Here is an 18,525-nt window from a genome sequence, read left to right as displayed (position 1 = left end):
GAAAAAGGCGGCCATTTTCGCCTAGCAGCGCCATGGGGGCAATCACAGATGGTCGTTAACCCCCGGACAATCAGCAATTACCGCCAGCAAGGTGCTTCAAATCGGCGCTTGCGCAGCCAGACAAGGCGCCCGAAACAGCTCGCCGTGCCACAAACCCTGCAGCGTACGGCGCATCACCAGCAGCCAGACCAACGCCAACTTAGCCGCTAGCAGCAGGCCGATCCAGGTGAAGAAGGCCAGGCCCGTCAACTGCTGCAGGGCAAAAGTGGCCAGGGTGAATACCCCCAGCGGGAAGGTGAAGCCCCACCAGCCCAGATTGAATGGCAGCTCACGGCGCATGTAATGCTGAGTGAACAGGCTCGCGGCCACTAGCCACCACAAACCCGCGCCCCACAGCGCCAGCCCGCCGACCAGGCCCAACTGCTCAGCCATCTCGGCAGCGCCCTGCAGCGCCGTCCCCTGCCAGGCTTGCGGCGCCGCCTGCCCCAGGCTGATCAGCCCCAGACAGCCAGTGGCCAGCGGCCCCAACGGCAACCAACTGCTGGCTGCAAAATCCATGTCCGGTAATTTGTGCAGGGCCAGACGCAGCAGCACCAGGGCGATCAGGGCAAACGCCAAACTCAGCGACAAGCCCCACAGTACATAACCCAGGCTCAGCAACAACTGCGCCGGCTCAGCAGCCAGGTGCGGCGCCAAGGCCGCCGCGCCGCTGGCCACCACCTCTGGCGCCACGATGGGCAGCAACCAGATGCCCGTCAGGCTTTCCAGCACATGTTTTTGCCGGGTGAACATCAAGTACGGCACGCCAAGCGCCACACCCAGCGCCAACACCAAGGCCAGCCACCACAAGCCATGCGCCAGACTCACTAACGACGCGCCATAAACAGGTGCAGCGAACAGCAACATGCCGTTGATCACCTGCACCAGCCCCATGGGAATCGCACCGAGAAACATCGACTGCACCGGGTGATCCAACATCGGCCAGAGGGTGTCGCGAAACAGCAGCAGGCGCGCCGCAAACAGCAGACTGAACACGCCGAACAGCATCACCGTCAGCCACCACAGACCTTCGGCCAGCAGCATCTGCCCAGTAAATGACAACGGCATCTTGGCCACTACCTGGGCAAGCACACCGGTGCCCATGGTCATGGCGAACCAGTTGGGCGTGAATTGACGAACAAAAGCCAACGGCTCATGCAGGCGGGTAAAAGGGCGCAGCATCAAGGTATTCCTCACAGACAATCGCGTTGGCGATTCATGACTGGGAGGTTAGGTACGACCGTGCTATAGGTAAAATACATATAAAAGATACAAGGCATACCTTCTATTTATGAACCTGCATCACCTCAAGGTATTTCTCGCCATCGCACAAAGCGGCAGCATCAGCGCCGGCGCTGCGCGCCTGTTTATCAGCCAGCCGGCAGTGACCCGCGAAATCCGCGAGTTGGAGGCACGCCTGCGCTTGCCGCTGTTCGACCGGCAGAGTCGCGGCGTGACCCTGACCGCCGCTGGGCAACGCCTGCTGCCGTACGCCGAGCGCATCTTCGCCCTGGAGCAAGCCGCCGAGCGTGACCTGCAAGCTTTCGCCAACCTTGGCTGCGGCGAGCTGCACCTGGGCGCCAGCGCCACCCTGGGCAGTTACCTGCTGCCAGCGCTGATCTCGGACTTTCATCAGCAATACCCCGACCTGCAACTAAGCCTGCAGATCGACAACACAGCGGCCAGCCTGCAGCAACTGGAGGACAACGCCACCACCCTGGCGTTTATCGAAGGGCCATTCGCCCCTGAACAGTTCAACCACCGCCACCTAGGCACCGACGCCCTGCTGCCCGTTGCCAGCCCCAGCCATCCGCTGGCCAAGCAAGCAGCCGTCAGCCCGAGCGAACTGGCCGCCGCCTCCTTGCTGATCCGCGAGCAGGGTTCCGGCACCCGCGCCACCTTGGAGCAGGCTTACCAGGCGCTCGGCCTACGACCGCGTATCGCCATGGCCCTGGGTAACAGCGAAGCGCTGAAGCGCAGCCTGCTGGCCGGCCAGAGCGTGGCCTGGATTTCCGAACTGGCGGTACAGGAAGAGCTGCGCAGCGGACAGCTGTGCCGCTTGCCCGTCAGCAACCTGCAGATCAGCCGCGACCTGCATGCCGTCTGGCGCCGCGAACACAGCCTGAACCCTGCCGCGCTCGCCTTGCTGGAACAGGTAGAACAGGCGCTCAGCGCCAGCAAGGGCAATATCAAAACTTTTTGATATTGCCCTTGCTGGATAAAAAGTGACCGACTAGACTGCCCAACCTATGAATATGCGCGCCTCCCATCTGGCCTTCGAGCCGGTCGACGCACTCGCCGCCCTGTGCAAGGCCAGCGGTGATGCGCTGCGCCTGAATATTCTGCGCGCCCTGGCCAACGACTCTTTCGGTGTACTGGAGCTGGCGCAGATTTTCGCCACGGGTCAATCCGGCATCAGCCATCACCTGAAAGTCCTAGCGCAAGCTGGGTTGGTGGCCACACGCCGCGAAGGCAATGCGATCTTCTATCGCCGCGCCCTGGCTCAGGGCGAACAGCTGGGCAGCCGCCTGCATGCGGCACTGCTGGACGAAGTCGACCGGTTGACGCTGCCGGTCGAAGTGCAGCAGCGCATTGCCGCCGTGCACAACCAACGCGCCGCCGCCAGCCAGGAATTCTTCGCCCGCAGCGCAGCGAGCTTTCAGGCCCAGCAGGACCTGATCGCCGGCCTGCCGCAATACCGTGACAGCGTACTGGCTCTGCTCGACTCCCTAGGCTTTGCCAATGACGCCAGCGCTGTAGAAATCGGCCCCGGCGACGGCGGCTTTCTGCCGGAGCTGGCGCGACGCTTCCAGCATGTTCAGGCCCTGGATAACAGCGCGGCGATGCTCGAATTGGCGCGTATGCGCTGCGCCGCGGAAGGCCTGGACAATGTTGAGCTGCAATTGGCTGACGCCCTGCAGGACGACTACCCCGCTGCCGATTGCCTGGTGCTGAACATGGTTTTGCACCACTTTGCCGCCCCGGCCGAGGCACTCAAGCAGCTGGCGCTGCGCCTCAAACCCGGCGGCAGCCTGCTGATCACCGAACTGTGCAGCCACAACCAGAGCTGGGCCCGCGAGGCCTGTGGCGATCTGTGGCTGGGCTTCGAACAGGACGACCTGGCCCGCTGGGCCGAAGCAGCCGGCCTGCACAGCTGCGAAAGCCTGTATGTCGGCTTGCGCAATGGCTTCCAGATTCAGGTTCGGCACTTTGCCAAGCCATCACTAACTCATGGCCTACGGGCTGCAATTACCGGTAACCAACAGGAACCCGCACGATGAGCGAATACTCCCTCTTTACCTCCGAGTCCGTCTCCGAAGGCCATCCCGACAAAATCGCCGACCAGATTTCCGATGCGGTACTGGACGCCATCATCACCCAGGACAAACACGCCCGTGTGGCCGTGGAAACCCTGGTCAAGACCGGTGTGGCCATTGTTGCTGGCGAAGTCACCACCAGCGCCTGGGTCGACCTGGAGCAGATCGTCCGCGACGTGATCTGCAACATCGGCTACACCAACTCCGAGGTTGGCTTCGACGGCGCCACCTGCGGCGTGCTGAATATCATTGGCAAGCAGTCCCCGGACATCAACCAGGGTGTCGACCGCGCCAAACCTGAAGACCAGGGCGCCGGCGACCAGGGCCTGATGTTTGGCTACGCCAGCAACGAAACCGATGTGCTGATGCCCGCACCGATCTGCTTCAGCCACCGCCTGGTCGAGCGCCAGGCCGAAGCACGCAAGTCCGGTCTGCTGCCGTGGCTGCGCCCGGATGCAAAATCCCAGGTCACTTGCCAGTACGAAAACGGCAAGGTAGTCGGTATCGACGCCGTGGTGCTGTCCACCCAGCACAACCCGGAAGTGTCGCTGGCTGATCTGCGTGAAGGCGTGATGGAGCTGATCATCAAGCACGCCCTGCCTGCCGAACTGCTGCACAAAGGCACCCAGTTCCACATCAACCCAACCGGCAACTTCGTGATCGGCGGCCCAGTAGGCGATTGCGGCCTGACCGGGCGCAAGATCATCGTCGACTCCTACGGCGGCATGGCCCGTCATGGTGGCGGCGCGTTCTCCGGCAAGGACCCATCCAAGGTTGACCGCTCGGCAGCCTACGCCGGTCGTTATGTGGCGAAAAACATCGTTGCCGCCGGCCTCGCCGAGCGCTGCGAAATCCAGGTGTCCTACGCAATCGGTGTGGCCCAGCCGACGTCGATCTCGATCAACACCTTCGGCACCAACAAGGTGGCTGACGACTTGATCATCAAGCTGGTGCGTGAAGTGTTCGACCTGCGTCCATACGCCATCACCAAGATGCTCAACCTGCTGCACCCGATGTATCAGGAAACCGCGGCCTACGGCCACTTTGGTCGCACACCAAAGCAGAAGACTGTCGGCGACGACAGCTTCAGCACTTTCACCTGGGAAAAGACCGACAAGGTCGCAGACCTGCGCGCCGCTGCCGGCCTGTAAACCCAACCTGGGCTGCAGAAAAAACCCGCTACGGCGGGTTTTTTCTTGCGTTCAACTAGCAAATCACCGAGCTAGGCCGCCGGCGTAACCCAATAGGCAGCCTTGTCGAAAGGATGATTGAGAATGAAGTAATGTTCATCGCGCGGGTCACCCGCTGTCTCCGGTGCGTTGCACGCAAAACGCCGTGGCGCGGCCAGATCAAGCGCAGCTGCTACGCTGGGTAAACCGCATACGGGCAAGGATGCTCAGCATGAAAGCCGCCATCGCGCTGTTATTGACCACCCTAACCCTCGACACCTGGGCCGCCTCCTGCCCGGACTGGCAGGGGCAACGCGCCGAGCTGGAAATCGCTGCACTAAGCCAGCAACTGGCAGCATGGGACGACGCCTACCATCGCCAGGGCCAATCACTGGTGGCTGACGAACTCTATGACCAGGCCAGTGCCAACCTGCAGCGCTGGCACGCCTGCTTCCCTGAAGTCGCCGCCGCTACGACCGACCCGCTCAGCACCAGCAGCGGCCATCATCAGCACCCAATCGCGCATACCGGCCTGCGCAAGCTGGCCGACAGCCACGCGGCAAGTGCCTGGATCGCCAACCGTGAGGACTTATGGATTCAGCCCAAGGTCGATGGCGTTGCCGTCAGCCTGGTCTACCGCGACGGCCAGCTGCAGCAGCTGATCAGCCGCGGCGATGGCCGCACAGGACAGGATTGGAGCAGCCATGCCCGCCACCTGCCAGCCACTCCTGCGCACTTACCCAAGCCGCTCAGCCTGGTACTGCAGGGCGAACTGTATTGGCGTTTTCCGGAGCATATCCAGCACAAGTCCGGCGGTCTCGGGGCGCGCAGCAAGATCGCCGGATTGATGAACAGACAAACGCTAAGCGCCGAGGACGCTGCCGGCATCGGCCTTTTTGTCTGGGATTGGCCCGACGGCCCGGCACTGATGCCCCAGCGCCTGCAGCAACTGGCAGAGCTGGGTTTTACCGACAGCCTGCAGTTCAGCCACCCGATCCGCAGCCTGGAACAAGCCGCCAATTGGCGCGAACGTTGGTACAACAGCGCCCTGCCCTTCGCCACCGATGGCGTGGTACTGCGCCAAGGGCAACGCCCAGCGGCCGCGCGCTGGCAAGCCGAACCGCCACACTGGGCAGCAGCCTGGAAATACCCGGCCAGTCAGGCCTTGGCGGTGGTGCAAGCGGTGGACTTTCGTATCGGCCGCAGCGGACGCATCACCCCGGTGCTGCGCGTACAACCGGTCAAGCTGGATGACCGACGCATCGAGTATGTCAGCGTCGGTTCGCTGCAACGCTGGCAGGCACTGGACATCCGCCCGGGCGATCAGGTGGTGATCCGCCTTTCCGGCCTGACCATCCCGGCGCTGGACAGCGTGCTCTGGCGCACCCAGCAGCGCGCCGCGCTGCAAGTGCCTGACGCTGCGGCCTATCACGCGCTGAGCTGCTGGCGCGCCACTGCGCCCTGCGCCAGCCAGTTCCGCGCACGCCTGGCCTGGCTTAGCAGTAAACAGGGCCTGGCGTTGCCGGGCGTGGGCCCCGGCACCTGGGAAAAACTGCTGCACGCGCAACAACTCGACAGCCTGCTCGACTGGCTGCACCTCTCCACAGAACAACTCAAGAGCATTCCGGGCCTGGGCCCACGTAGCGCCAGCGCCCTGCAACAGAGTTTCAACCTGGCCCGCGAACGCCCCATGCAGGACTGGCTACGCGCCCTGGGCCTGCCGGGCAATGGCAATCTGGGATTGGACGCCGACTGGGACACCCTGGCGCAACGCAGCGTGGCCGACTGGCAACGCCAACCCGGTATCGGCCCGCAGCGCGCGGAGCAGTTGCGCGCCTTCTTTCAACACCCGGAAGTACAGGCCTTGCGCGCACAACTGCGCGAGGCGCAGATCGCGGGGTTTTGAGTGATCATCAGAAGGCGCGAAACTCTTCATGACAAGCCTTGCAGCTGTCCTCGACACGCTGCATCGGCGTTGTTAACGCCTCAGGCGTTAACGGTTGCGCAGTCGTGGCAGCCACCAACGCCGCGGTGCTGGCTTCCATAGCCTGGGCCAACTCGTGAAAACGCGCCTGGCGCTGCCAGACGTCATCCTTAGCGCGGCTCTCCTCACCGTCTTCGCGCACCTGCGGGAAGTGCTGCCAGGGCGTACGGGTCAGTTGATCGAGTTTGGTCGCACCCTCAATAAATGCCTGTTCCTTGAATGCCAGCCGCCCGCGCAGCATGCCACCGAGGTCTTCGCTGACCTTGAGCATCTGCTTGAAAATGCTCTGGCGCTGGCCTTGTGGCGAATTGGGATCGACACCGCCGCAGCCACTCACAGCCAACACCAATACAACCAGGGACAGGGTTTTAAGCTTCATAACACCTTCAATGCCAACAACCGGGTGGATAACGGGCGACAGTATCACCACCCATTAACCACCGGCCAAGCGTGGTGTTTTGCCGCAGTGGCTAGACGCTGCACCCATACCCGCGCGCAGGCGTTAAGCGGAGACCACAAACAGGCTGACGATCAGCCCCATACCGGCGAACCACACCAGCGAACGGATCGGCCCCCAATCAGCCAGGTAGCACAGGAAATACAGCACCCGACTCACAACAAAGGCAATCGCCAGCTGGTCCAGCAGCCCCTGCTCGGCGCCACCGGCCAGATGGGCAATGATCACTGCGGCGGCAAATGCCGGTGTTACTTCGAAGCCGTTGAGCTGAGCGTTGTTCGCACGCTTGCGCCAGCCATCCAGGCCGGAGAGAAACGTACGCGGGTCGCTGTTGGCGCGTGGCCCATAGCCAGCACCGAGGAACTTGGCGCTGGCGGTAGCCAGGTAAGGCAGGACAATGGCGATCAGTACGCACCAGTAGGCGAGGGTCATAGAGGCTCCGCAATTCGATAATGGAATGCGCAGCTTGTCCCGAGCCCAAACGGGCGTCCATGACCGTCACCGCCGAAGTCGACGGCGATTCGGTCAATTATGCCGCCAGCTTACCCGCTGCCAGTGCGGCAGAAGCCGCGAGCATGGCGCGCAGCAGTACGGCACAACCGGCGGCAAGATCATCCGGCGCGGCATTCTCGATCTCGTTGTGGCTGATACCGCCCTCGCATGGCACAAAGATCATCCCGGCCGGCCCCAGCTCTGCGAGAAAGATCGCGTCATGCCCAGCGCCGCTGACAATATCCATATGCGACAACCCGAGCCCGGCCGCCGCAGCACGCACCGCATCGACGCAGCCCTGATCGAAATACAGCGGTGGGAAGTCAGCGGTCGGCGTCAGCTCGAAACTCAGGCCATGCTTGGTGCAGGTCGCATCGATCACTCCACGCACCTCTTCGATCATCGAATCCAGCCGCGCTGGCTCCAGGTGACGGAAGTCCAGGGTCATGCGCACCTCGCCGGGAATCACGTTGCGCGAGCCGGGGTAGGCCTGCAGACAGCCAACCGTGCCACAGGCATGCGGCTGATGCGCCAGCGCCACCTGATTGACCGCCGCGACCACGGCAGCAGCACCGACCAGCGCATCTTTACGCAGGTGCATCGGCGTCGGGCCGGCATGCGCCTCAACACCCTTAAGGGTTAGATCAAACCACTTCTGCCCGAGCGCGCCCAGCACCACGCCAATGGTCTTGCCTTGGTCTTCGAGAATCGGCCCCTGCTCGATATGCGCTTCGAAATACGCGCCCACCGCATGCCCGGTCACCGCACGGGTGCCGGCATAGCCGATGGCATTCAACGCCTCACCGACGCTGATACCCTCGGCATCGCGCTTGGCCAGGGTTTCTTCCAGGGTGAATTTCTCGGCGAATACCCCGGAGCCCATCATGCACGGGGCAAAGCGCGAGCCCTCCTCGTTGGTCCACACCACTACTTCCAGCGGCGCTTCGGTTTGCACGCCGAGGTCATTCAGAGTACGCAGCACCTCGACGCCGGCCAGTACGCCAAAGCAGCCGTCGAACTTGCCGCCAGTGGGTTGGGTATCGATATGGCTGCCGGTCATTACCGGCGGCAGCGCAGCGTTACGCCCGGGGCGGCGGGCAAAAATATTGCCGACGCCATCAACCGTCACGGTACAGCCAGCGTCCTCGCACCAGCGCACAAAAAGGTCGCGTGCTTGGCGGTCGAGATCGGTCAGCGCCAACCGGCAAACGCCACCTTTGACGGTGGCCCCGAGCTGCGCCAACTCCATCAGCGATTGCCACAGGCGCTCGCTGTTGATGTGCGGCTGGCTGGATTGCAGAACCTCAATGGCAGTGTTCATGGTTATCTCCTCAACCTTTCTAGTTGTCTGTGGCGCGCCCACAACACCGGCGCGCCTGCTGGACCACTTGCGAGTAAGCCCGCTATTACACCGATGCCTTGGCCGCCACCGGCTGTGTGCTGCTCACGCTGCACAGCCCGAAATAGATCAGCCCGCCGAGGAAGGAGCCGGTAAACCAGCCGTAGTCGTAGAACCAGCTGAAGGCACTGCTACCGAGCGACAGCAGGGTCAGCGCGACAGGTACGGCGAAGGCAACAAACCCGATCCAGTTCCACGCGGGATACACGTCATCGCGATAAAGGCCGGCCAGGTCGAGGCGCTGCTTTTTGATCAGGAAGTAGTCCACCACCATTATCCCGGCAATCGGCCCAAGCAGGCTGGAGTAGCCCAGCAACCAGTTGGAGTAAACGCTTTCCAGGCTCAGGTCGGAGACCAGCAGGCCGAGCTTCTTCAGCAGCTCGTGAGCCATCAGCCCTAGGCCGATCAGGCCGGTGAGCATGACCGCCTTGGTACGGTTGATCAGCTTGGGCGCGATATTCTGGAAGTCATTGGTTGGCGAAACGATATTCGCCGCCGTGTTGGTCGACAGCGTGGCGACAATGATCAGCGCCATGGCCAAAGCGACCCAACCTGGGCTCTGGATATGGCCGATCAGGCTAACCGGATCCGACACGGTTTCGCCGACCAGCGAGGCCGACGCAGCAGTCATCACCACACCGAGGGCGGCGAACAGGAACATGGTCAGTGGCAGACCAATAACCTGGCCGATGATCTGATCCTTCTGGCTCTTGGCGTAACGGCTGAAATCCGGAATGTTCAACGAAAGAGTGGCCCAAAAACCGACCATGGCCGTCAGCCCAGCCAGGAAGTAACCCGTCACGCTGGCGCCCTCAGGACGATTGGCCGGCTGCGCCAGCAGCTCGCTCATCGACACATTGGGCAGCGCCCATACCAGCAAGCCGGCACCGACCAGCACCAGCAGCGGCGCGGACAGGGTTTCCAGCCACTTGATCGACTCAGCCCCGCGCAGCACCACCCACAGGTTGAGGGTCCAGAAAATCATGAAACCAATCACTTCACCGGTGCCGCCGAGGCTTTTCCAACCCTCGAAGATCGAGCCAAGCAGCAGGTGAATGGCCAGGCCGCCGAACATGGTTTGAATACCGAACCAACCGCAGGCCACCACGGCGCGAATCAAACAGGGCACGTTAGAACCGATCACCCCGAACGAGGAGCGCAGCAAAACTGGAAAGGGAATGCCGTACTTGGTGCCGGGGAAGGCATTCAGCGTCAGTGGGATCAGCACGATAATATTGGCCAGCAGAATCGCCAGCAGCGCCTCACCTACGGACAAACCGAAGTAGGCGGTCAGTACGCCACCCAGGGTGTAGGTCGGCACGCAGATCGACATACCGACCCACAGCGCGGTGATATGCCATTTGTTCCAGGTGCGCTCGTGCACCTGGGTCGGGGCGATGTCGTGGTTATAGCGCGGGCTGTCGAGTACGTCGGGGCCAGCGGCCAGTTCGTACAAGCCATCGCGTTCGGTCACTTGCGATCTGCTCTGTTGCATGGGCCTCTCCAGTCATTGTTCTGATTATTCGCTCATCGGGATTAGCAGCTGCTTGGCAGGGGTTACAGCCAAGCGGCCGTTCGCGATGGCCGGAGTACATTTCCATCTCAGGGCCGGCCAGCTCGGTAGCGACGGCTATCAATAAGCGTGCCGGGAACCTCTTCAGTTGCTTTATCGCTCACGGTATAAGCAGACAAATAACTGATTTACATAAGCTTTATAAAATCTCCTGATTTTCTTGCGGCGCCTTAAAGCCTCTCTTTTATCGTGACGGACAAGCCTGTCTGCCCAGTCAGGATTCAAAGTGGTGCAGGCAAATATTTTTTGCTCCAGCAGCGCCTACCCACAGCCGGGCTCAAGCGCCTGATTTTGCATAGGAAATCTTGCTCATATTTGGTTCTTGTCAAGTGCGTCAAAATGGTGAGGCACTGCACCATTTTGCTTATTTATGTATTTTTTATTTATAAATCAAAGCCTTATATTCATATAAACAGGCTAAAAAATATTCTTGATCAATTCATAAGCAGCGACTAGATTCAATTCCTGTCAAGGCTGACAGGAATAAAACCCTCTCGCCTGACAGGCCATAACACCAAGAACCGGCACGCACCGGTCAGCCTGAGAGGAACTCGCTATGTCGCTGTTGATCCGTGGTGCCACCCTGGTCACTCATGAGCAAAGCTACCGCGCTGATGTGCTATGTACCGATGGCCTGATCCAGGCCATTGGCGACAACCTCGACGCCCCCGCCGGTTGCCAAGTACTCGACGGCAGCGGCCAGTACCTGATGCCCGGCGGCATCGATCCGCACACTCACATGCAATTGCCCTTTATGGGCACCGTGGCCAGCGAAGACTTTTTCAGCGGCACGGCTGCAGGGCTGGCCGGCGGTACGACCTCGATCATCGACTTCGTCATTCCCAACCCGCAGCAATCGCTGCTCGAAGCCTTCCACACCTGGCGCGGCTGGGCGGAAAAGTCCGCATCCGACTACGGCTTCCATGTCGCCATCACCTGGTGGAGCGAGCAGGTTGCCGCCGAGATGGGCGAGCTGGTGAGCAAATTCGGGGTCAACAGCTTCAAGCACTTTATGGCCTACAAGAACGCCATCATGGCCGCTGACGACACCCTGGTCGCCAGCTTCGAACGCTGCCTGCAACTGGGCGCAGTGCCCACCGTGCACGCGGAAAACGGCGAGCTGGTCTACCACCTGCAACAGAAACTGCTGGCCCAAGGTTTGACCGGGCCAGAAGCACACCCGCTGTCACGGCCTTCGCAGGTCGAAGGTGAAGCCGCCAGCCGTGCCATCCGCATTGCTGAGACCCTAGGTACGCCGTTGTACCTGGTGCATGTTTCCACCCAGGAAGCCCTGGATGAAATCACCTATGCCCGCGCTAAAGGTCAGCCGGTGTACGGCGAAGTATTAGCCGGCCACCTGCTGCTCGATGACAGCGTCTATCGCCACCCGGATTGGCAGACGGCCGCCGGTTACGTGATGAGCCCGCCGTTCCGCCCCAAAGAGCATCAAGCAGCGCTATGGCGCGGCCTGCAGTCGGGCAATCTGCACACCACCGCCACCGACCATTGCTGCTTCTGCGCCGAGCAAAAAGCCGCCGGTCGTGACGATTTCAGCAAAATCCCCAACGGCACTGCCGGTATTGAAGACCGTATGGCCGTGCTGTGGGACGAAGGGGTCAACAGCGGCAAGCTGTCGATCACCGACTTCGTCGCGCTGACCAGCACCAATACGGCAAAGATCTTCAACCTGTTCCCACGCAAGGGTGCGCTACGCGTAGGCGCCGACGCCGACCTGGTGCTTTGGGACCCGCAGGGCACACGCACCATTTCGGCCAAGACCCATCACCAGCAGGTCGACTTCAACATCTTCGAAGGCAAGACCGTGCGCGGCGTGCCCAGCCACACCATCAGCCAGGGCAAGCTGGTCTGGGTCGATGGCGACCTGCGCGCCGAACGTGGCGCCGGCCGCTATGTCGAGCGCCCGGCGTACCCGGCGGTATTCGACCTGCTGAGTAAACGCGCCGAAAAGAATCGCCCTACCGCCGTCGAGCGCTAAACCCGCGCCCAGGCACCACACATGACTTAGCCGCACCGACCCACAGAGGCCGGACGGCCGCTTATCAGCTGTTAACTGCCCAATAAAAGCCACAAAACCATGAGGCAATAACCGTGATAGACACCCTCAGCCATTTGCCGCGACCGGATGCCGACGCGGCCGAACTGGCCGATCGCTTCAGCGATCTGGCCCCGCCGCTTAACGCTCGCCAGGCCGCACTGGAAAGCGCCCGTTGCCTGTACTGCTACGACGCGCCCTGCATCAATGCCTGCCCCAGCGAGATCGACATTCCCTCGTTCATTCGCAATATCAGCCATGAGAACGTTCAGGGCGCCGCCGAGAAAATTCTCTCGGCGAATATCCTCGGCGGCAGCTGCGCCCGCGTTTGCCCGACGGAAATCCTTTGCCAGCAGGCCTGCGTACGTAACAACGCGCAAGAATGCGCGCCAGTATTGATCGGCCTGTTGCAGCGTTACGCCATCGACAACGCGCAGTTCAGCGAACACCCGTTTAAACGCGCCCCAGCCAGCGGTAAACGCATCGCCGTGGTCGGTGCCGGGCCTGCGGGTTTGTCCTGCGCCCATCGCCTGGCCATGCATGGCCACGACGTAGTGATCTTAGAGGCGCGTGAGAAAGCTGGCGGCCTCAACGAATACGGCATCGCCGCCTACAAGCTGGTCGACGACTTCGCCCAGCGCGAAGTGGAATTTCTGCTGCAGATTGGCGGCATCGAGATCCGCCACGGGCACAAACTGGGCGACGACCTCAGCCTGAGCGAGCTGCACCAGCAGTTCGACGCGGTCTTCCTCGGCATCGGCCTGGCGGCCAGCAAACGCCTCGGCCTGGCTGGCGAAGACGCGCCGGGGCTGCTCGCCGCTACCGACTACATCCGCGAACTACGGCAGAGCGATGACCTGACCCAGTTGCCCGTGGCCGAGCGCTGCATCGTCCTCGGTGCCGGCAATACCGCTATCGACATGGCGGTGCAAATGAGCAAGCTCGGCGCGCGCGACGTCAACCTGGTCTATCGCCGTGGTTTCGAGGAAATGGGCGCCACCGAACATGAACAAGACATCGCCAAAGCCAATCAGGTGCGCCTGCTGACCTGGGCGCAACCGGACGCCGTGTTGCTCAACGAGCATGGCCAAGTGCGTGGCATGCGCTTCGCCCGTACCCGCCTGGAGAATGGCCGCCTGCAGAGCACCGGGCAAACCTTCGAGCTGGCCGCCGACGCCATCTTCAGCGCCATCGGCCAGGCCTTTGACGGCCAAGCCCTGAGTGACCCGCTGGCCAGCGAGCTAAAGCGCGAGGGCCAGCGCATCTGGGTCGATGCCCAGCAGCAAACCAGCGTGCCCGGCATCTACGCCGGCGGTGACTGCACCGCCCAGGGTCAGGACCTCACCGTACAAGCCGTGCAGCACGGCAAGCTGGCCGCCGAGGCCATCCACTCTCACCTGATGCTCAATGTGGAGGCCGCATAAATGGCCGATCTATCCATCGAATTTGCCGGTATCAAGGCACCCAACCCGTTCTGGCTGGCAAGCGCGCCGCCGACCGACAAAGCCTATAACGTGGTCCGCGCCTTCGAGGCCGGCTGGGGCGGCGTGGTGTGGAAGACCCTCGGCGAAGACCCAGCGGCGGTCAACGTATCGTCGCGCTACTCCGCGCACTTTGGCCCCAACCGCCAAGTGCAGGGCATCAATAACATCGAACTGATCACCGACCGCTCGCTGGAAATCAACCTGCGCGAAATTACCCAGGTGAAGAAGGACTGGCCGGACCGCGCGATGATCGTGTCGCTGATGGTGCCGTGCGTCGAAGAATCCTGGAAAGCCATTCTGCCGTTGGTGGAAGCCACCGGCTGCGACGGCATCGAACTGAACTTCGGCTGCCCCCACGGCATGCCCGAGCGCGGCATGGGCGCAGCGGTCGGCCAGGTGCCGGAATACGTGGAGATGGTCACCCGCTGGTGCAAGACCTACAGCTCGCTGCCGGTGATCGTCAAACTGACGCCGAATATCACCGACGTGCGCCTGTCCGCCCGCGCCGCCCATCGTGGTGGCGCGGACGCGGTGTCGCTGATCAACACCATCAACTCAATCACCAACGTCGACCTGGAGCGCATGGTCGCCCACCCCATCGTCGGCACGCAAAGCACCCACGGCGGCTACTGCGGCTCGGCGGTCAAACCCATCGCCCTGAATATGGTCGCGGAAATTGCCCGAGACCCGGAAACCCAAGGCCTGCCGATCTGCGGTATCGGCGGCATCGGCAGCTGGCGCGATGCGGCGGAGTTCGTTGCACTGGGCTGCGGCGCGGTGCAGGTGTGCACGGCGGCCATGCTGCATGGCTTTCGCATCGTCGAAGAGATGAAAGATGGCCTGTCGCGCTGGATGGACAGTCAGGGCTACGACAGCCTGGCGGACTTCTCAGGCCGTGCGGTGGGCAACACCACCGACTGGAAGTACCTGGACATCAACTACCAGGTAATCGCCAAGATCGATCAGGACGCCTGCATCGGCTGCGGCCGCTGCCACATCGCCTGCGAAGACACCTCGCACCAGGCCATCGCCAGCCTGACCCAGGCCGACGGCACGCATAAGTACGAAGTGATCGACGAAGAGTGTGTGGGCTGCAACCTCTGCCAGATCACCTGCCCGGTGGAAAACTGCATCGAGATGGTGACCCAGGACACCGGCAAGCCCTTCCTCGACTGGAACCACGACCCACGCAATCCATATCGCGTAGCGTCGTAACCACACCACTCCATCAGATATATCGCGGGCAAGAACTAGGCGTCCCCGCCGCTCCTACAGATTCAGCGTTGTTGTAGGAGCGGGCTTGCCCGCGATCAGCGATCCCAAATCACAGTGCTATGGTTCCAACCCAATCCCACGCAATATCACGCTGGTCACCGTCTGCACTGCGCGCTCGAACTGCAGCTCGGACAACGCCTGATGGTCGTTCAGCACGCTGACCTGATGGCTGAAGTCAGCATAGTGCTGGGTTGACGCCCAAATCATATACAGCAACGCGGACGGCTCGACGGCCAGGATGCGTTTGTCGTCGACCCATTGGCGGATCTTCGCTTCCTTCATCTTCGCCCAGCTGTAGAGGCTATCGTCGAGGGTTGCACCCAGCATCGGCGCACCATGGATGATCTCGTTAGCCCATACCTTGGAGCCGTGCGGGCGACTGCGCGAGTGGTTCATCTTGGCGCGAATATAGGTACTGAGCACCACCCGCGGATCGTCATACATCTCGAAGCACAAGGCGTCCTGTTTCCACACTTCAAGCAGATCAAGCAGTACCGCGCGGTACAACTCGTCCTTGGTGCTGAAGTAGTAGTGCAGGTTGGAGCGCGGTAGCCCGACTTCTTCGGCGATGTCGCCCATAGCGGTGCCGCCATGGCCTTTTTCGGCAAAGACCTTTTCGGCGGCCAGCAGGATCTTCTCGACGTTACGGCGGCGAATCTCGATTTTGTGATTGCCCATGATTGGTCCGTGGCTACGCAATACCGCAAGGCTACCACCCACGCCGAGACGGAGCGACGGAAAGCCTTTGGCTAAATCCTCAGCATGGCTATAATCACCACCGCTTCACGCAATCGGCACAGCTCCGGTTGCTCCCGCCACCTGTCCGAGGGGCGCTGCAGCAAACTCTGCCTAGCAGGGATTTGTCAGGCTCGGATAGGGCGTTAACCATACGCATCAACGGCGCCCATTCGCAGACAACGAATGGAGAGCTTTTTATGAGCGCCGCTTTTAACGATTTCAAAGTCGCCGACATGTCCCTGGCTGCCTGGGGCCGTCGCGAAACCATCATCGCCGAATCCGAAATGCCTGCTTTGATGGGCCTGCGCCGCAAATACGCCGGCGAACAGCCGCTGAAAGGCGCGAAGATCATCGGCTGTATCCACATGACCATCCAGACCGCCGTGCTGATCGAAACCTTGACTGCACTGGGCGCCGAAGTACGCTGGTCGTCGTGCAACATCTTCTCCACTCAGGACCAGGCCGCTGCGGCCATCGCAGCCGCCGGTATCCCGGTATTCGCCTGGAAGGGCGAAACTGAAGAAGAATACGAGTGGTGCATCGAGCAAACCATCCTCAAGGATGGCCAGCCGTGGGATGCCAACATGATCCTCGATGACGGCGGCGACCTGACCGAGATCCTGCACAAGAAATACCCGCAGATGCTTGAGCGCATCCACGGCGTCACCGAAGAAACCACCACCGGCGTACACCGCCTGCTGGACATGCTGGCCAAGGGCGAGCTGAAAATCCCGGCGATCAACGTCAACGACTCGGTGACCAAGAGCAAGAACGACAACAAGTATGGCTGCCGTCACAGCCTAAGCGACGCCATCAAGCGCGGCACCGACCACCTGCTGTCCGGCAAGCAAGCGCTGGTCATCGGCTACGGCGACGTGGGCAAGGGCTCGGCACAATCGCTGCGTCAGGAAGGCATGATCGTGCGCGTGACTGAAGTCGACCCGATCTGCGCCATGCAAGCCTGCATGGATGGCTATGAAGTGGTTTCGCCATTCAAAAACGGCATCAACGACGGCAGCGAAGCCTGCATCGACACCCAGTTGCTGGGCAAGATCGACCTGCTGGTGACCACCACCGGTAACTTCAACGTCTGCGACTCGAACATGCTCAAAGCGCTGAAAAAACGCGCTGTGGTGTGCAACATCGGCCACTTCGATAACGAGATCGACACGGCCTTTATGCGCAAGAACTGGGCATGGGAAGAAGTGAAGCCACAGGTGCACAAGGTCCACCGCACTGGCCCAGGCGCATTCGACGCGCAGAATGATGACTACCTGATCCTGCTGTCGGAAGGCCGCCTGGTAAACCTCGGTAACGCCACTGGCCACCCAAGCCGGATCATGGACGGTTCCTTCGCCAACCAGGTACTGGCGCAGATCTTCCTGTTCGACCAGAAGTACGCCGACCTGTCGCCTGCACAGAAAGCTGAGCGCCTGACCGTGGAAGTGCTGCCGAAGAAACTCGACGAAGAAGTAGCCCTGGAAATGGTCAAAGGCTTCGGTGGCGTAGTCACGCAGCTGACCAAGACTCAGGCCGACTACATCGGCGTAACCGTGGAAGGCCCGTTCAAGCCACACGCTTACCGCTATTGATGCGTAGGACAGGCTGACCGCTCTGCGGCCAGCCCGTCGAGAACCCCGGTGGGTTATGCCTATGGCTGACCCACCTTTCGGAATTTTCTTATGTCTCAAGAACGCCGTTACAGCTTCGAGTTCTTCCCCACCAAGACCGAAGCCGGGCACGAAAAACTGATGAATGTGGCGCGCCAACTGGCGACCTACAACCCCGATTTCTTCTCCTGCACTTACGGTGCCGGTGGCTCCACCCGCGACCGCACGCTGAACACCGTGCTGCAACTCGATGGCGAGATCAAAGTGCCGGCCGCGCCGCACCTGTCCTGCGTCGGTGACAGCAAGGCCGAGCTAAGTGAACTGCTGACCCTGTACAAGAACGCCGGCATCAAGCGCATCGTTGCCCTGCGCGGTGACCTGCCATCCGGTATGGGCATGGCCAGCGGCGAGCTGCGCTACGCCAACGAGCTGGTCAGCTTTATCCGCGAAGAAACCGGTGACCACTTTCATATCGAAGTGGCCGCCTACCCGGAAATGCACCCGCAGGCACGCAACTTCGAGGACGATATCGCCAACTTCGTGCGTAAGGCCAAGGCCGGCGCCGACAGCGCGATCACCCAGTACTTCTTCAACGCCGACTGCTATTTCTACTTTGTCGAGCGTGTGCGCAAGCTGGGTGTGGATATCCCAGTGGTGCCGGGCATTATGCCGATCACCAACTACAGCAAGCTGGCGCGCTTCTCCGACGCCTGCGGTGCGGAAATCCCACGCTGGGTGCGCAAGCAACTGGAAGCTTACGGTGACGATACCGACAGCATCCAGGCGTATGGCGAGCAGGTCATCACTGAAATGTGCGAGCGCCTGCTGCAAGGCGGCGCCCCAGGCTTGCACTTCTACAGCATGAACCAGGCTGAACCGAGCCTGGCGATCTGGAACAACCTCAAGCTGCCACGCTAACGCTCTACGGCAGCAAC

The 18,525-nt window shown here is 61.5% G+C and carries 15 protein-coding genes and 1 riboswitch; of the genes, 9 read left to right on the top strand and 6 right to left on the bottom strand.

What is annotated here, in order from left to right; translation table 11 throughout:
• Positions 1 to 96 precede the first annotated feature (96 nt).
• The gene (locus ACIGEK_RS05625) at positions 97 to 1,221 is read right to left on the bottom strand and encodes a TDT family transporter (protein ID WP_397492343.1); all 1,125 of its coding nucleotides are present in this window, start codon (positions 1,219 to 1,221) and stop codon (positions 97 to 99) included.
• Positions 1,222 to 1,330: 109 nt separating this feature from the next.
• On the opposite strand from ACIGEK_RS05625, the gene ACIGEK_RS05620 reads away from it, so the two are divergent.
• From ACIGEK_RS05620 to ligB, 4 genes are all read left to right on the top strand, one after another.
• A complete protein-coding gene (locus tag ACIGEK_RS05620; RefSeq protein ID WP_397492342.1) occupies positions 1,331 to 2,242 on the top strand; it encodes a LysR substrate-binding domain-containing protein in 912 nt (303 codons plus the stop codon).
• Between the two features lie 46 nt (positions 2,243 to 2,288).
• The gene (locus tag ACIGEK_RS05615) at positions 2,289 to 3,320 is read left to right on the top strand and encodes an ArsR/SmtB family transcription factor (protein WP_397492341.1); all 1,032 of its coding nucleotides are present in this window, start codon (positions 2,289 to 2,291) and stop codon (positions 3,318 to 3,320) included.
• Positions 3,317 to 4,507: a methionine adenosyltransferase gene (gene metK, locus ACIGEK_RS05610; protein WP_397492340.1), complete on the top strand. Its 1,191-nt coding sequence runs from the start codon at positions 3,317 to 3,319 to the stop codon at positions 4,505 to 4,507. Before ACIGEK_RS05615 ends, metK begins: the two co-directional genes overlap by 4 nt.
• 241 nt (positions 4,508 to 4,748) lie before the next feature.
• A complete protein-coding gene (gene ligB, locus ACIGEK_RS05605; protein WP_397492339.1) occupies positions 4,749 to 6,431 on the top strand; it encodes an NAD-dependent DNA ligase LigB in 1,683 nt (560 codons plus the stop codon).
• A gap of 7 nt (positions 6,432 to 6,438) precedes the next feature.
• On the opposite strand, the gene ACIGEK_RS05600 is transcribed toward ligB, so the two are convergent.
• From ACIGEK_RS05600 to ACIGEK_RS05585, 4 genes are all read right to left on the bottom strand, one after another.
• Positions 6,439 to 6,888 carry a c-type cytochrome gene (locus ACIGEK_RS05600; protein ID WP_397492336.1) on the bottom strand — a complete coding sequence of 150 codons (450 nt, stop codon included), beginning with the start codon at positions 6,886 to 6,888 and terminating at the stop codon, positions 6,439 to 6,441.
• Between the two features lie 123 nt (positions 6,889 to 7,011).
• On the bottom strand, positions 7,012 to 7,398 hold the full coding sequence (locus ACIGEK_RS05595) for an MAPEG family protein (RefSeq protein WP_397492335.1): 387 nt from the start codon (positions 7,396 to 7,398) through the stop codon (positions 7,012 to 7,014).
• A gap of 97 nt (positions 7,399 to 7,495) precedes the next feature.
• Entirely contained in the window at positions 7,496 to 8,779 is a 1,284-nt protein-coding gene (locus ACIGEK_RS05590) for a Zn-dependent hydrolase (protein ID WP_397492333.1), read from the bottom strand.
• 85 nt (positions 8,780 to 8,864) lie between these two features.
• Positions 8,865 to 10,352: an NCS1 family nucleobase:cation symporter-1 gene (locus ACIGEK_RS05585; RefSeq protein WP_397492332.1), complete on the bottom strand. Its 1,488-nt coding sequence runs from the start codon at positions 10,350 to 10,352 to the stop codon at positions 8,865 to 8,867.
• A 634-nt stretch (positions 10,353 to 10,986) separates the two neighbouring features.
• Here ACIGEK_RS05585 and hydA point away from each other — a divergent pair.
• The 3 genes from hydA (at position 10,987) to preA (ending at position 15,182) form a co-directional block, all read left to right on the top strand.
• Complete coding sequence (gene hydA / locus ACIGEK_RS05580) at positions 10,987 to 12,426, top strand: dihydropyrimidinase (protein ID WP_397492331.1); 1,440 nt, start codon at positions 10,987 to 10,989, stop codon at positions 12,424 to 12,426.
• Between the two features lie 113 nt (positions 12,427 to 12,539).
• A complete protein-coding gene (locus tag ACIGEK_RS05575) occupies positions 12,540 to 13,907 on the top strand; it encodes an NAD(P)-dependent oxidoreductase (protein WP_397492330.1) in 1,368 nt (455 codons plus the stop codon).
• The gene (gene preA, locus ACIGEK_RS05570; RefSeq protein WP_397492329.1) at positions 13,908 to 15,182 is read left to right on the top strand and encodes an NAD-dependent dihydropyrimidine dehydrogenase subunit PreA; all 1,275 of its coding nucleotides are present in this window, start codon (positions 13,908 to 13,910) and stop codon (positions 15,180 to 15,182) included.
• Positions 15,183 to 15,299: 117 nt separating this feature from the next.
• On the opposite strand, the gene ACIGEK_RS05565 is transcribed toward preA, so the two are convergent.
• Positions 15,300 to 15,920, bottom strand: coding sequence for a TetR/AcrR family transcriptional regulator (locus ACIGEK_RS05565; protein ID WP_397492328.1), 621 nt, complete (start codon positions 15,918 to 15,920; stop codon positions 15,300 to 15,302).
• Between the two features lie 141 nt (positions 15,921 to 16,061).
• Positions 16,062 to 16,155: riboswitch (S-adenosyl-L-homocysteine riboswitch) on the top strand.
• Positions 16,156 to 16,177: 22 nt separating this feature from the next.
• Between ACIGEK_RS05565 and ahcY the strand changes: the two genes are divergently transcribed.
• On the top strand, positions 16,178 to 17,572 hold the full coding sequence (gene ahcY / locus ACIGEK_RS05560) for an adenosylhomocysteinase (RefSeq protein ID WP_397492327.1): 1,395 nt from the start codon (positions 16,178 to 16,180) through the stop codon (positions 17,570 to 17,572).
• A 90-nt stretch (positions 17,573 to 17,662) separates the two neighbouring features.
• Complete coding sequence (gene metF / locus ACIGEK_RS05555; RefSeq protein ID WP_397492326.1) at positions 17,663 to 18,508, top strand: methylenetetrahydrofolate reductase [NAD(P)H]; 846 nt, start codon at positions 17,663 to 17,665, stop codon at positions 18,506 to 18,508.
• Positions 18,509 to 18,525: the final 17 nt, after the last annotated feature.

Source organism: Pseudomonas sp. NPDC079086 (assembly GCF_044542155.1).
In the GTDB taxonomy this organism is placed as follows: domain Bacteria; phylum Pseudomonadota; class Gammaproteobacteria; order Pseudomonadales; family Pseudomonadaceae; genus Aquipseudomonas.
This window is presented reverse-complemented; position numbering and strand designations above follow the sequence as displayed.

What these genes read in the sequence shown, in the direction of transcription:
- ACIGEK_RS05625 (WP_397492343.1), bottom strand. Translation starts at nt 1,221, where the DNA reads ATGCTGCGCCCTTTTACCCGCCTGCATGAGCCGTTGGCTTTTGTTCGT.
- ACIGEK_RS05620 (WP_397492342.1), top strand. Translation starts at nt 1,331, where the DNA reads ATGAACCTGCATCACCTCAAGGTATTTCTCGCCATCGCACAAAGCGGC.
- ACIGEK_RS05615 (WP_397492341.1), top strand. Translation starts at nt 2,289, where the DNA reads ATGAATATGCGCGCCTCCCATCTGGCCTTCGAGCCGGTCGACGCACTC.
- metK (WP_397492340.1), top strand. Translation starts at nt 3,317, where the DNA reads ATGAGCGAATACTCCCTCTTTACCTCCGAGTCCGTCTCCGAAGGCCAT.
- ligB (WP_397492339.1), top strand. Translation starts at nt 4,749, where the DNA reads ATGCTCAGCATGAAAGCCGCCATCGCGCTGTTATTGACCACCCTAACC.
- ACIGEK_RS05600 (WP_397492336.1), bottom strand. Translation starts at nt 6,888, where the DNA reads ATGAAGCTTAAAACCCTGTCCCTGGTTGTATTGGTGTTGGCTGTGAGT.
- ACIGEK_RS05595 (WP_397492335.1), bottom strand. Translation starts at nt 7,398, where the DNA reads ATGACCCTCGCCTACTGGTGCGTACTGATCGCCATTGTCCTGCCTTAC.
- ACIGEK_RS05590 (WP_397492333.1), bottom strand. Translation starts at nt 8,779, where the DNA reads ATGAACACTGCCATTGAGGTTCTGCAATCCAGCCAGCCGCACATCAAC.
- ACIGEK_RS05585 (WP_397492332.1), bottom strand. Translation starts at nt 10,352, where the DNA reads ATGCAACAGAGCAGATCGCAAGTGACCGAACGCGATGGCTTGTACGAA.
- hydA (WP_397492331.1), top strand. Translation starts at nt 10,987, where the DNA reads ATGTCGCTGTTGATCCGTGGTGCCACCCTGGTCACTCATGAGCAAAGC.
- preA (WP_397492329.1), top strand. Translation starts at nt 13,908, where the DNA reads ATGGCCGATCTATCCATCGAATTTGCCGGTATCAAGGCACCCAACCCG.
- ACIGEK_RS05565 (WP_397492328.1), bottom strand. Translation starts at nt 15,920, where the DNA reads ATGGGCAATCACAAAATCGAGATTCGCCGCCGTAACGTCGAGAAGATC.
- ahcY (WP_397492327.1), top strand. Translation starts at nt 16,178, where the DNA reads ATGAGCGCCGCTTTTAACGATTTCAAAGTCGCCGACATGTCCCTGGCT.
- metF (WP_397492326.1), top strand. Translation starts at nt 17,663, where the DNA reads ATGTCTCAAGAACGCCGTTACAGCTTCGAGTTCTTCCCCACCAAGACC.